The organism is Pseudomonas sp. PDM30 (assembly GCF_019218985.1).
GTDB classification, from domain to species: domain Bacteria; phylum Pseudomonadota; class Gammaproteobacteria; order Pseudomonadales; family Pseudomonadaceae; genus Aquipseudomonas; species Aquipseudomonas jessenii.
Genome location: NZ_JAHUWM010000005.1, coordinates 89,438 through 102,999 on the forward strand (window position 1 = coordinate 89,438; position 13,562 = coordinate 102,999).

Annotated in this window: 12 protein-coding genes; 10 read left to right on the top strand and 2 right to left on the bottom strand. The window is 55.6% G+C overall.

The window, feature by feature from the left end:
- Nucleotides 1-5 precede the first annotated feature (5 nt).
- From KW840_RS13965 to KW840_RS13980, 4 genes are all read left to right on the top strand, one after another.
- Nucleotides 6-2,252 (top strand): hypothetical protein, encoded by a 2,247-nt coding sequence (locus tag KW840_RS13965; protein ID WP_218495666.1) that lies wholly within the window; start codon nucleotides 6-8, stop codon nucleotides 2,250-2,252.
- 10 nt (nucleotides 2,253-2,262) lie between these two features.
- Complete coding sequence (locus KW840_RS13970; RefSeq protein WP_218495668.1) at nucleotides 2,263-2,517, top strand: hypothetical protein; 255 nt, start codon at nucleotides 2,263-2,265, stop codon at nucleotides 2,515-2,517.
- A gap of 57 nt (nucleotides 2,518-2,574) precedes the next feature.
- Nucleotides 2,575-3,000: a cell wall hydrolase gene (locus tag KW840_RS13975; protein WP_218495671.1), complete on the top strand. Its 426-nt coding sequence runs from the start codon at nucleotides 2,575-2,577 to the stop codon at nucleotides 2,998-3,000.
- 123 nt (nucleotides 3,001-3,123) lie between these two features.
- Nucleotides 3,124-3,282 carry a hypothetical protein gene (locus tag KW840_RS13980; protein WP_256353318.1) on the top strand — a complete coding sequence of 53 codons (159 nt, stop codon included), beginning with the start codon at nucleotides 3,124-3,126 and terminating at the stop codon, nucleotides 3,280-3,282.
- Nucleotides 3,283-3,332: 50 nt separating this feature from the next.
- Here the strand turns inward: KW840_RS13980 and KW840_RS13985 are convergent, their stop codons facing one another.
- Nucleotides 3,333-3,704, bottom strand: a complete 372-nt coding sequence (locus KW840_RS13985) for a hypothetical protein (RefSeq protein ID WP_256353319.1) — start codon at nucleotides 3,702-3,704, stop codon at nucleotides 3,333-3,335.
- Nucleotides 3,705-3,971: 267 nt separating this feature from the next.
- On the opposite strand from KW840_RS13985, the gene KW840_RS13990 reads away from it, so the two are divergent.
- The 5 genes from KW840_RS13990 to lpxO all read left to right on the top strand — a co-directional run bounded on the left by KW840_RS13990 (nucleotide 3,972) and on the right by lpxO (nucleotide 12,107).
- Nucleotides 3,972-4,766: a DNA adenine methylase gene (locus tag KW840_RS13990; protein ID WP_218495677.1), complete on the top strand. Its 795-nt coding sequence runs from the start codon at nucleotides 3,972-3,974 to the stop codon at nucleotides 4,764-4,766.
- A gap of 159 nt (nucleotides 4,767-4,925) precedes the next feature.
- Complete coding sequence (locus KW840_RS13995; RefSeq protein ID WP_218495680.1) at nucleotides 4,926-5,333, top strand: hypothetical protein; 408 nt, start codon at nucleotides 4,926-4,928, stop codon at nucleotides 5,331-5,333.
- A 1-nt stretch (nucleotide 5,334) separates the two neighbouring features.
- Nucleotides 5,335-5,784, top strand: coding sequence for a hypothetical protein (locus tag KW840_RS14000; RefSeq protein ID WP_218495683.1), 450 nt, complete (start codon nucleotides 5,335-5,337; stop codon nucleotides 5,782-5,784).
- Nucleotides 5,785-6,193: 409 nt separating this feature from the next.
- Nucleotides 6,194-10,423, top strand: coding sequence for a hypothetical protein (locus KW840_RS14005; protein ID WP_218495686.1), 4,230 nt, complete (start codon nucleotides 6,194-6,196; stop codon nucleotides 10,421-10,423).
- Nucleotides 10,424-11,207: 784 nt separating this feature from the next.
- On the top strand, nucleotides 11,208-12,107 hold the full coding sequence (gene lpxO / locus KW840_RS14010; protein WP_090455335.1) for a lipid A hydroxylase LpxO: 900 nt from the start codon (nucleotides 11,208-11,210) through the stop codon (nucleotides 12,105-12,107).
- 54 nt (nucleotides 12,108-12,161) lie between these two features.
- Here lpxO and KW840_RS14015 read toward each other — a convergent pair whose 3' ends face one another.
- Nucleotides 12,162-13,013: a Ku protein gene (locus tag KW840_RS14015; RefSeq protein WP_218495692.1), complete on the bottom strand. Its 852-nt coding sequence runs from the start codon at nucleotides 13,011-13,013 to the stop codon at nucleotides 12,162-12,164.
- Nucleotides 13,014-13,206: 193 nt separating this feature from the next.
- On the opposite strand from KW840_RS14015, the gene KW840_RS14020 reads away from it, so the two are divergent.
- Complete coding sequence (locus tag KW840_RS14020; protein WP_090455332.1) at nucleotides 13,207-13,554, top strand: hypothetical protein; 348 nt, start codon at nucleotides 13,207-13,209, stop codon at nucleotides 13,552-13,554.
- The last annotated feature ends 8 nt before the right edge of the window (nucleotides 13,555-13,562 follow it).

The window sequence follows — 13,562 nt, forward strand, 5'->3', positions numbered from 1 at the left end:
CCATTATGCAACCCATTCAATTCTTCGCCGCCCGGGCTGAGGACGGCGCTCTGGTGCCCGGCGCAACGGTAGATGTGTTTGTGAGTGGCACGCAGGCACGTGCTGCGCTGTTTTTGGACTCATTAGGCAATACACCTCTTGGTAATCCGTTTCTTGCCGACAAAAATGCCCGCGTATTTTTCTACACAAGCACTAACCGAGTCGATGTGCACATCCATCGTGGTGGGTATTCGGCTCCTTTGATCCGAGACATCGTCATAACGGACCCCGACGATGTGCTTGCATTGACCAACGGTGTCTATCGCACAGTTGCACAGGGGCTCGCTGCGACTGTTAACGGCAAGATCTTTCAGGTTGTGGCCCCTGAAGATGAAGCCGCCTATGCGATTTACCAGAATGTTAACGGGGCAGCTGTTGATACCGGAAAGAGAATTCCGACCCGGTATCTGTTAGATCGGGTGGAAAATTCGGCTCGGCAATCTGCGGATGCGGCAGAGGCATTTTCGGAAGCATCGAGAACATTTGCTGAGGGCGCTTTAGCCTATGCAGGGCGAAACTTCGGGCCTCTAGCGGCTGATCCCGCTGCCAATCCGCTGGGGCAGCCTCTGTCGGCTGGGGATAGATATTTCAATACCACCATGGGCATCGAACGTGTCTTCACCGGCATTGTTTGGCTTACGCCAAATGCCGATGGGCAAATGATTATGAGCGAGCTTGGTGATGCCACTGACCCGGGGAAAGGGGGAGGAATGGTGGCATTCATGCGTGGAGTCTTCGGCCGGGGCGCTTATACGGTGGCCGGCATGTTGAGTGCTCAGACCTTAAATGTCTGGGAACACGTCCATGTCATCCCACTGGCAGACAAGATTGACCCCGCCGAACCGGCCACCTGGTATTGGGACACGGCAATCAACGCGGCGCTGCAAAAGGGCAAGAAAGTCCTGATTCCGTACCCCCTCAAGGTCAAGCGCAAGATCACGACCAAAGTGACTGGCGCGCAGCTCGTGGGTGACGGCATCGACTCTGCCGGCCTTGTCCTGGACCCGCTGGGTGGGCCAGGTGCCGGGTTCATCGGTGACTGTGTGGTTGAGTTGGGCGACTCAACTGCGGCTGCAGAAGTCTCGACCCATCTGGGTCTTTCTGCGCTCACGATCGATGTGGGTGGCCGCGATATTCCGGGTGTCGCCATGTTTGGCGCCCGGGATGGGAGCTATGCAAAGCGCGTCTATATCAAAAACTTCTCCGGTACCGCCTTTAAAACCAACAAGGCCGGCGGTGGTACAGGCGTGGCGACTGGCAAGATGTGCCAAGGCGTCAAAATCGAGCAGGTGATTGCGCTGCCACAACATGGCATCAAAACCGATGTGTTCTTGCTCGACGGTATCTTTGAAAGCGAGGTCAATCTTTGCAAGGCCTTTGGTTTCACGCTGGCTGAGAACAGCGCTGTGGGCTTCGCAGTCGGCAGGAACACCGAATCCCGTGGGGTCAAGCTCAACACCTGCGCGGGTGCGAACATGGTCAAGTTTGGCAATGCCGCCAATTTCAACGCTGTCATCCAGTATGGTGAGTGGTCGCGCGATAATTGGGATTACAACACCACCTTCGAGAATGTCGAAGGGGCCGGAGTTGTTTTTCATGGCGGCACGGCCAGCGGCCAACTGCTGCCGCTCAATTGCCGATCGATTGACCCGAGACCCTATTTCTCCGCAGTGGCTGCGGTGCTTAATCCGTTGTATCTCTTCCGCAAGGCGAATGCCTGCTTCGCTGAAGGCGTTAATTATTACTCGACGGTCAAGGCTATTTTCGAATTTACAGGCGAGGGCGGACTGAATAACTACGGGGTGCTCACCGGTGGCGTTAACCCCGAAGCGCTTGTGAGCTCCGGGGTGGTAGTGTTCGGCGCTGGAACGCTTTCCAGTAACTTTGTGGCGGGTTACTCAAGCGAAGTGTCCACGCGGAAAGAGTTCGTGGTTACTGTCGATCAGCAGTTTTATCGCGTGCTGCCGAATGGCGCGAGCGAGCAAACGGATCAGTTCTACACCACCTTCAACTTGGGGGATTCCGGAAAATACCGCTGGCGCAACAAATCGTTGGAGACAGTCGCATCGATTGATGACTCGAGCCTTTCCTCAGGGAAAACGGCGCTGTCGCTCAAACTGATCAAGAACGGTGTGACCTCTTTTGATCGCATTGAGTTGGGTCCTACTGACTCCGCAGGTGTCGGCTATCGAACACTCCGGATCCCTAACTAAGGAATTGAGCATGTCTATCAAGAAGACCATCGAATTCAAAGGCATCACCGTCGTAGACGCCCACATCACGGCGGTCATGCCAGCCATTGCCATGGGCAACAGGATGATGACCTTTGGTGTTCAGTACCGCAGTAGTCCTGAGGCCGAAGTATTCCAAAGCGAAATCAAGGAAGCGCCCTATGACATCGATGGCGGCAATCCGCTGGAGCAGGCCTATGCGCACCTGAAGACGCTTCCAGGATTCATCGGTGCTGTGGATTGCTAGTCAGCAGCAATAACTGTGACCCGCTCCGGCGGGTTTTTTTTCGTCTGGAGAATAGTGATGACTGAAACCGAAAAAGACCGCGACATCCTCGCCCGCACATTGTGGGGGGAGGCTCGCGGCGAATCGCTGGCCGGCCAGATCGCCGTGGCGTGGACCATCCGCAACCGCGTGAACGACGGCAAGGCCAAGTCGTGGTGGGGCGAGGGCTATGCCGGTGTGTGCCAGAAGCCGTACCAGTTCAGCTGCTGGAACAGGAACGATCCGAATTACGCCTACCTGAGTGGCGCCAAGCCGATTCCGTTTCGCGAGTTTGCTCGAGCGCAGATCGCTGCCGACCAGGTGATGGCGGACAAGGTTTCAGATCCAACCGGCGGGGCGACCCATTACTACGCGACCTCCATGCCCAAACCACCCGTGTGGATTAAGGATGCCAAGCAGACGCTGAAGCTCGGGCGTCACATTTTCTTTAAGGATGTGCCGTGAGCTCCGTGGCACTGAAGTTTTTTGTTTTTCCAGGTCGCGTTGAAAGCGCTGGCCTGAATGTTTCCCAACCAACCGAGGCAACAAAATATGCAGCTGATTAGTAATTGGAAAGATGCGTTGAAGATGTCTAGCGTTCAGGCTGGCGGTGCGATTGCCGCACTGGGTATTGCTGAGCAGCTGCTGCCTCAGTTGCAGGCGGTACTGCCGCCTGTGGCCTATGGCGTGCTGGGCATCCTGGTGATGCTGGCTCGGGTGATCCTGCAGCCCAAGCTGAGTAACTAAGGAGGGACTGGCGCGAGCTCAAAGAATTGTCGCCATCACCGATGCCGGATTTACCTGTCGCCCGGTAACCCGACGGGCTGATCTTTGCACGTGAGGGCACGTAGCTTTGCGGTGAGCTCGCTGATGTGCTTGTCCTTGGCCATTAACTGCCAGTTGCTCCGGGTTTCGATCTCAGTTGCGAGCCTGTGAGCATCTGCCGCTTCAGCTTTGGCGTTGGCCAATTGAGAGCGAAGCGTATCGCGCTCATTGGCAGCTTCGGCGTGCATCTCAACCAGCTTGAAGATTTTCTCCCGGGCTTGGCGCAGTTGCAGAGTCAGTTCCTGAATTTCGTTCTCGAGCATTCGAAGCTGATGCCGGCAGGTATCGAGCGGCGTCGGGCAGCCAAGCCAGTCGCTGGTGTCTTCGATTTCGTACGGATCCACGGTCACACCTTACAGATGCTGGTTTTATATACAGTAGTTGAGGTGTGACGATTAGGCGAGATCAAGGTGACGAACTGCTGGGCCATACCGGCTTCGTGGCCTCAACACTGAAGTTAAAAAAGAGCGACCGAGCTGGGTGCGTCAACACCCAGCCTGGCCGCCGTCCCTGCAGATTGTCCCTGCAAGTCCAGCCAAGGCTCTTGCTCCGTGCACAAAGCGCGGCGAGCCTAGCACCTGTTTGTATATACAGTAAAGGTCTTGCTATCTATGTCCTCTCCCATCATCCCTTGGATGGGCGGCAAACGCCGCCTGGCCGATCGCCTCATTCCACTTTTTCCGCCCCACGAATGCTACGTCGAAGTCTTTGCCGGCGGTGCCGCGCTTTACTTCATGCGACCCCAGGCAGCGCCCGTTGAAGTCCTCAACGACATCAATGGCGACCTGGTCACGCTGTACCGCGTCGTGCAGAACCACCTCGAAGAGTTCGTGCGCCAGTTCAAATGGGCTCTGAGCTCGCGCCAGGTTTTCGAGTGGCAGAAGATGACCCGCCCCGAAACCCTCACCGACATCCAGCGCGCCGCCCGATTTTTCTATCTGCAGCACCATGCCTTCGCGGGCAAAGTGACCGGGCAGACGTTTGGCACGGCGACCACAGGCCCGGCCATCAACCTGCTGCGGATCGAGGAAAACCTCTCGGCCGCCTGGCAGCGTCTGTCGGGCACCTACGTCGAAAACTTACCCTGGCTCGAATGCGCCGAGCGCTACGATCGCGCTCATACTTTCCACTACATGGACCCGCCTTATTGGCAGACCGCCGGCTATGGGGTCGACTTCCCGTTTGAGAACTACGAGCGGATGGCTGACTTCATGCGCCGCTGCAAAGGGAGGGTGATGGTCAGCATTAACGATCACCCGGACATACGGCGGGTGTTTGAGGGCTTCCATTTTGAGACGGTGGACATCCGTTACAGCACGACGAATCAGCGGCAGGGGAAAGCAGAGATCAGCGGTGAGTTGGTGATCATGAATTGGGTGCCCACGGTCCTTGAGGGCCTTTTTTAACTCGTCCAAAAAGCAGGACGGATAGGTACTTCTGATGCAATTTTTGGTGGTTCTTGGTCTTCAGATGCAATTAGTGAGTGCTAGTGGTATCTTTTCGATATCACTTAGGTTAGGCAGCGAATACTTCTGCCCTTTACGGTTCGGGATGATGGATCACCGATGGCAAAGACGAATTTTAAAAATGAGACTTTAACTCAAACGATTGTCACGGATGATATTTACAGTGGAATAGCATTTGCAACTATTCAGGTAGACTATACTTTGAGTGCGGTTGACTATATGCAGTTGAAAAATGGCTGGGTTTCTGCTTATGGATGGGCGCTAAATATTGGTTTTGCCATTTTTGGATACGCGTTAAGTATTTTTCCGAAAATGTATTCAAGCTTTATTGGCGGCGATGATGTTGTAAGTAAAGGGGAGTGGGTTACTCTTGGGGGCGGTGTAGTTGTGGTGCTAGTGCTTTGCTTATTAGGCTTGTGCTTACCGAGTGACAAGAAAAAAGTCATGAAAGCCATGAGTGAGCACTTTAAGAACGCTCCTAAAACCCGTCACCCGGTAAGGAATTAGTATGATCAAGCTTGATAAGCTTCCAAAAGGTTATGTGCCATATGGAACATTGTCTTTGTGCGGTAATAAATTGTTGGGTGGCACCAAGATTATTGCAGTGAAAAATGTATTGCCATTGTTAATTGGTAAGGGGTCAAAGCCACAGATCTGGCTGCAAGCGCTTCAGTCCCCCCAAAGTAAAAAATACATATTACTGGTGGACTCCTCTATTTCTCGTCATCCACTTGTTCGAGTTGAAGAGATGGGGAGGCAGCTTATAGTCAAAATAAATGGTGGCACAGTTTTAAAGGTTGAGCAGACTGGTGATGATCAAGCTGTGGTTACCGAGTTAGATCTAAGATCCATCGGGTTTAACGTATATGGCGGAATGTCGGAGCTTTCCATTGGGGGGTTAACCTTTAGTAACTCAACCTTTGACCAGGTTGGTGTTATGGTGGGTTTTGAAAACTAGTTCTGCAAGAAGCCGGTTGTTGAAATTAAGCGCAACATCGAAGTGAGAAGAATTTCCGGGGGGGGCTCGTTGAAGCGTGGTACAGAGGTGGCTTCAACGCGATACGAGGATTTTATGGGGGTTGTTCCGCGCAGCTCGCTAAAATTTTATGGGGCAAAAATGGGGCAAATCGCACGCCAACCTGCCGGAAATTGGAGTACTTGTCACGCTATGAAGAGGACAGTGTTGCTTTTCACGAGTCTCTTCAGTTATGCGATCAGTACTGATTGAAGTAAGCCTATAAAGAAGCCAATGCAAAATGCCAAAACCCGCGGTGACCAACTCAGTAGAACACCCATTGCCACAACAGCAAACGGCTGGTGCGGAAGAGCGCGCGAATGCCTCAGGCGGCAGTGCTGCAGCCGGAGGGATGAATCTGCACGCCCGAGTGGCTGCAGTTGCTGCGGTGCATCTACTGGGGCACCGACGGCTCGGCTGGCTCAAGGAGATGGAGGTCGATATCCCGGTTGAAATTTGGTGTGAGACCAACGGACCAGGTGACGATCTGCGGTTTGTCCTTGCGAACAATCTGGTGGTGGAGGCGCAAGCCAAGAAGGGGCTGAAGCGGGGCGAGGATCTGTGGAGGGCGCTCGAGTCGCTGGCAAATGGAATCCACATGGGGACGATTGCCTACGGTGTCCTAGTCATCGACACAGACGCAAGTACAACTATCCGCCGAGGGTTGGCACGAGGCATAGTGCGGCTAGGCGAAGGTCGTGCAGACTTACTTGACGAAATTACGAGTCAGTTCAAGCATCGCCTGGAGAGCGCAGGGTTACCGGTGCAGGCAGTTTGCGGCAGGTTGCGAATTATCGTCGTGCACTGTGCTAATCGTGATGACGCTTCGGTATTGGCGGCCAAGGCCGAACTCCTGCGCCTGTGCGCTGATGAACGCGCCGCCGAAATCGCATGGACAGCAATTGAGCTTTCCGCGCACGGCCTGATCGAACGTCAAGGTCGATGGACTGCTAATGAGTTGTCCGGTGTCTTGAAGACGGCTTGTGTTGAACTACGAACCACGCCTAACGAGGGTCCACTATCGGCGATCTCCGGCTGGGCGTGGGAGTATTTGGACGAGGCTTCTCAATACCGTGGGTTCATCCAAACCTTTCGGCAACACTATCTTGTTTCAGATCAGATGGCCGCGCAGCCGTTCGGTGGCCGCGATGCGGAATGCCAGCGACTAGACGCATGGCTCTTCAACACAGCTGCGCCTAGCCGGAATCTGATATCTGCTCCCACTGCACGTGGCAAGAGTGCTCTGTTAGTCCAGTGGACTGAACGTCTTGTATCGGATGCTACGTGGGCAGTTGTGTTCGTGCCGATTAGCCTTCGGTTCAGCACCGATCGGCCGTCAGTCTTCTATGCTCTGTTGGCAACGCAACTAGCACGTGTGATGCAGATCGAGTTGGCACCGCCCTTTACCGACGTGGACACCTACTATCAGGGAAAATCGGCCGCACTGCTGAACCAGGCGGTGAAAGAATCCCGACACTTGCTAATCGTTGTGGACGGTTTGGATGAGGCTCAGGGCGCTGGCTTCAACCCTACGTTCCTCCCACCGTCGCTGCCACCGACCATCAGAATTCTGGTCAGCGCCCGCGAACAAGCTGGTGACCGAGGCCCCGAGGGCTGGTTAAAGCGGTTGGGTTGGCAAGGTGACGTGGCTGTTTCGGGAGGTCTCTCGGTCCTCGACCGGAAGGCGGTCGCTCCCATCCTCGAAAGTGTTGGGATTGCCAAGGAAGTGGTGTGCGATGCATTGATCGATCGACTGATGGTGCTCTCGGCAGGAGAGCCATTACTACTTGCACTGTATGCGGAGGATTTAAGCGCCATCGCAAGAAGTGGAGTGCGAATTTACGTGGATGTCCTGGACGGCCTGTCTCCTGGTTTCACGGCCTACTTTTCGCGTGCATTCGATTCCCAGAGTTTAGGTGAGCACGGGGGGCAGGAGGCGGTGGACACGACTTTGGCCGTTCTCGCGATGGCTCTAGGGCCGATTGAAGGTCCGCACTTGACCGATCTAACCTGTAGGCTTTGCGGCTTATCTCGACCCACTGCTTCGGACCGATTCATCAAACCGCTCAAGCGGTTCATCGCGGGGGATGGACGTGCCGATCATGGCTATGTGCTGAACCACCCGAAGTTTGGCGAGTACCTTCTGGAGGAGCGATTCGACTCGATCACACGGCAGTCTGTTGAGCATGCCTTCCTGGAATGGGGGCGGGGCGTGGCCAAAGGCCTCGGCGCAGACCCCAATGCGCCTGCGCCGACTTACGTTCTGCAGCACCACGTGGATCACCTGCGTCGCGCGGGAGCTGCCTCCCTGGACGACGTCGAGCTTCTACTGACCGAAGGCTGGAGACAAGCATGGTTTCAAATTGACAAAGACTACGCCGGCTATGCGGACTCGCTGCTTGCCGCTTCTGGAGCCATTCAACCCTGCGCCACTTATCGCGACGAAGCGACCCGGGCGCTGCGATTGAGGATCAAGATCGCGGTGTTGGTGGGCAGCGTGAAATCGCAAGGCATCAACGTCCCGAGCGAACTGCTCGCCATGGCACTTCAAGACCAATTGGTTACCCTGCGCCAGGCGCTTAATGTTGTCGAACTCCAGCAACCTGAGAACCGATTTGGTTACTTGATGGCCCTCGCGCCAAGCTTGCCCGATACACACTTGGAACAGCTGCTATCGGATGTACTTCAGACGGTGGACGTCGAATCTCGCAATAATCAGTTAGCTTGCCTGGCACCACATCTTCCTGAACCGCGCCGAGGAGAAGTCGTAGACAAAGTCCTAAGCTGGCTGCTTGCGCAGGCTGATGGTCTATCGCGCATAGGCATCATCGTGGCGCTCGCCCCGGTGTTGGATGATGTGCAGCTCGACACCGTGCTAACAGAAACGATGTCGAAAGCGCTGGGGGGGCAGAATGCGACTTCCGAGATCATGTCGCTGGTTTCTACTATCGAGACTTTGCATCGATTAGATAAGCCTGGCCTCGCGGAATGCATCATCAACGAGTGTCTGCGATTGGTCGACGCCTCCTCTGATTTGTACCAAATGGTGACGGCCTTGGGATTGCTTATCCACTGGGTCGGTGTGGATCGGCTGGAGGAGCGGATTGCTCGCCTAGCGCAGCAGATCAAGGTGATTCAAGCGGATCACGTGACGGATACTCCATGGGACATCGAAGCACATTTTCGGCAGGAGCAATTCACTAGAGCCTCGGTAACACTTGCTATTTTGGCGATTCACCGCTTGCCGACAGAGTCTTACAAGACGAGCCTAATGACCGTTTTGGCCCCTCTACTCGTTCCAGACTACTGGAAGGTGGACACGCTGGTGAACATCCTACCTATTGTGCGGATCGACGCGCGGCAGCAGTTAGTTTCCTTAGTTCATCAGCTTGCGTTGAACCTACCGTCGGCGAACAATCGCACACACGCATTGATGGAAGTGGCCCGCGTAGCGCTACCGACTATGCGACAGTCGATAATCGGAGATGCACTTCTCAATGCGCGTTGCATCGAAGACGACTATGCGCGCGCCCTGACGCTCGTTTCGCTCTTCTCGACATTGCCTTTGGCGGAGAAAGAGCGAGAGTTTAGCGTGTTGTTAGGCGATATCCAGAAGGTTAACTATGCGTTGCACTTCGGAGAATTGCTGCTGCAGCTATCGAACCAACTCCCGGCGACAGCTGGTCTTGCGGACAAGGGGCTTCAAGCAATCTTATGTGTGCAGGATACCGGCAATAGCGTGAGCACCATGCTCCGGGAGATGCCAAGGGTTCCACAGCACAAACGAAAGGTCGTCTTCCAGCAGTGTTGGCAAAGGATCCTGGACAGACCGGACCGTTTGTCCTGCTTCCACTTCGGTATGGCCGCCAAGTATGCAACAGAATTCTGGACAACCAAGGAGCTCGAAGTAGCGCGCAGAAGTCTGGTAAATGTCACGCGGGATATCCGTGTGCACGTATTAATCGACTTGCTACCGGTCGCGATACAACTCGGGATGTACGATATCTTTGACGAGGCCTTTGAGGAAATTGCAGCGCAAGAGGACCCCAACAATGGCGTGCGCTACATGGTTCGGAGTCTAAAGCTCTTGCCATCAGGTGATCCGCGCCGAGATCTGCTGCGTCAGTATTGGTTCCTCTCGATGGCCTCAGAAAAGCCATGCATCAGCTCACTCATAGACGGCTTCGAACTGCTAGATCCTAAGGATCAGGCTATCGCTTGGCCGAAGCTTAAAGCACGTGCAGGAAGCGCATTGGAGACCAGTCAATCCCTCGCACGCCTGTCGCTAGTGACCAAGACTCCGTTGGAAAGGGCTGAGCTGCTGGAAGCTGCGTTGGCAGCCTGTGCTGCTGAAAAGGCTGACCAGCGAATACCCCTGGCAGCGCAAATCGTCTCGACATGCAGGACAACGGAAGAGAGATGGCGGGCCTTCGATCTCATGACCGCCTTTCCGTCTGTGTCGAGAGATACGGTAATGACGGCGCTGCGGCTAGTCGCGCCGGCACTTGCGGAAGTCGGAACGGTCTCCTTGACACAAGCGTTGATGGAGGACATTAGGCAAGGCGCTACTTGGTGGCCCTAGCGCCCCCCTCTAGAATCGTCAAGGGCTGCGCAATCTGTTGAGCGTAGCTCGGGCTGGCTATGGGCACTGCGTTGAAGGTGCCCTACTAGCTGATAGCAGTCTTTCAGCCGAGGAAAAGTGGACGTCGTCACACCGGCTCTGAGGAGTGTGTCTCTGATACCAATTTTGATACCAATCGACGTTTTCTTGCGTGTTTTGATGCGATCCAGTGCAGCTCAACCCCTTGATTTTCCTACGCTTGAAGCTACTCCACAGCGCCGTTAAGATCGCATCGTGATGTTAGCTGTAGAAATCAAAGGTTTTTCCTGCGAAGCATTCAGAGTAGCTAGGGTTGCGGCAGTACCGGTTCAGTACCTGTTTCCACTGTTGGGCCCCCGGGACATTCATCCCGATCGGCAGTGGAAGATCCATCTGGCATCAAGTGGACAGCAGCATGTGGCGCGCCTGGCCCGAGACAACGTGCGCTGAAAGGGGATTTTCCCGCTCTCAACCTGGGGGCGCGTAAAGTTTGGCGGCGATTGTACTGGTCTGGCTCTTTAAACGATAGGGCGATGAGGCCTCTGCAACGCTTTGGCGGTTTTTGCGGACACATTTTCACAGTTGCGGGTTAACTATTGGTTACAAACTGTGGCTAAAATGCCATCCATCAGCTGAAGGCCGACCATCGGCGTGGTTCGATGGCACCAAGGGGCCGCTGTTTCGCATTCAGTCGCTGCACAAGACCCGGGGGCCGGCATGCCGGTAAAGGGCGCAGTTTGTTTATTTCCAACCTGTGACGATTTCCGTGAAACTGATCATTGCCGTTATCTACGTTGTCTCTATTGCGTACGTTCACCTGCGTGGTCGAGTGCGCCACAAGCTGGGGCGCCAGTTGAGTGATCACTCGACATTCCTGGCGCCGATCAATTGCTTTCTTTATCTGTTTTCGAAAATCCCCAACAAACCGTATCTCGATCCGGCTGATTTTCCCGACCTGAGCCCGCTGCAGGCGCATTGGGAAGAAATTCGTGCCGAAGGCCAGAATTTGCTTCACGCCGGCGAGATCAAACGTTCGAACCAATACGATGACGTCGGTTTCAACTCATTTTTCAAGACCGGCTGGAAGCGCTTCTATCTCAAGTGGTATGGCGATAGCCACCCGTCGGCCATGAAGCTCTGCCCGCGTACCACCGAACTGGTACAGGGCATTGGCTCGATCAAGGCGGCGATGTTCGCCGAGTTGCCACCGGGCTCCAGACTGGTGCGCCACCGCGACCCGTATGCCGGTTCGTACCGTTATCACCTCGGACTGGACACACCCAACGCTGAAGGTTGCTACATCAATGTCGATGGCCAGAACTACCATTGGCGCGATGGCGAAGCGGTGATGTTCGATGAGACCTTCATTCATTACGCAGAGAACACCACGCCACGCAACCGCATCATCCTGTTCTGCGACGTCGAGCGGCCGATGAAGTATCGGTGGGCAGCGGCATTCAATCGCTGGTTCAGCCGCACTGTCATGTCGGCGGCAGGTGCACCGAACGAGGACGGAGACCGCACCGGTGGGATCAACCGGCTGTTCAGCAAGGTCTACAAGGTTCGCCTGCGCGCCAAGGAACTGAAAAAGCGCAACCGCAAGCTTTACTACCTCCAAAAATGGTCGATCTTTGCCGGGTTGCTGGCGGTCTTCATTCTGATCTGATTTTTTCGGTGTAGCGTACCAAGGCTTCGCGAGCAGTCCGGGACATCCAACGGATCACTTACTGACTTTCTTCCTGGCAACCGGTTTGCTTCCCGCCTTCGGCCTGGACGCTGCTTTACCGCTGCCGAGGCTGCGCTTGAGCAGTTCGGTCAGGTCAATGACATCCGCCGTTTTGCGCTCCTCTTCACCAGAAGCGGTTTCGACGTCTTCGATCTTGCCTTCACGGGCCTTCTTGTCCACCAGGGCCATGATCTTGTCTTCGAAGCCGTCCCGATAGTCGTCCGGCGTCCACTCGGCACTCATGTCCTCCACCAGGCGTTTGGCCATGTCCCGTTCGCCCTTGGCCAGTTCGGGGTTGGTCACTTCGCTGCCCAGCGCCAGTTCATCGAGACTTCGCACCTCGGCCGGCCAGCGCAGCATCACCAGGACCAGTGCCGATTCCAGCGGCATCAATGCGGCCAGGTGCTGGCGGGTATGCAAGACCACGCGGGCGAGGGCGACCTTGCCGGTTTTGCTCAGGGTTTCGCGCAGCAGCGCATAGACCTTTCCGCCGCGTTTGTCGGGAGCCAGGTAGTAAGGCGTGTCGATGTTCTGCAAGGGAATCTGCTTGCCGTCGACAAAGGAGAAAATGTCGATGGTCTGGGTCGAGAGCGGATGAGCGGAACGGATCTCCTCTTCACTGAGCACCACGTACCGGCCCTTTTCGTATTGCACGCCCTTGACGATGTGCTCCTTGGTGACTTCCTTGCCCGTCACCTTGTTGACACGCTTGTAGCCCACCGGGTCCATGCTGCGGCTGTCGAGCCAGTCGAAATCGACGCCTCGGGAGGACGTTGCCGAGACCAGCGCCACGGGGATGTGCACCAGTCCGAAGCTGATTGCGCCTTTCCAGATTGCCCGTGCCATGGTCGTCTACTCGCGAGTGATGTTCAGGTGACCTGCGGTCCAGGGCAAAAGTTTCTGTGGTCTGCGCACCGGTTCCCTCGCCGGATCAACCGGGTGCCAGACCGTGCCGGGGAGTTTTTGGTTAACAAATCCGAACCTCGGGCGTAGCGTGGTATCGAAGTCCTTACCCACGCGGACGCAGAGAGGCACCCCCATGAACCGATACGTGTTTGGCGCCATTGCACTGGCCTTGAGTGGCGTACTTGGCTCCTTGGTCCAGGCCGACGTCTCTGCTTCGTTGCAGTTGGCCCAGAACCTGCCGGGCAGCACCAACAACAACCCTTACAACAGTCCGATTCGCCGGGCCAATCCCAACAGCATGCAAGGCACCCAACCCGGCACCCCGGCCATACGAGGACCCAATACCGTGCCGGTCCCGCGCCCGCCGACACTGGACAACGGTGGCATTGGTAATCGCTACCCCGACCGGACAGCGCCCGCCAGCCCACCGAAATTTATTCCCAATCCACCGCCTCGAGACACCGGTAGCAGCAACCGTTGAGTGGCGGG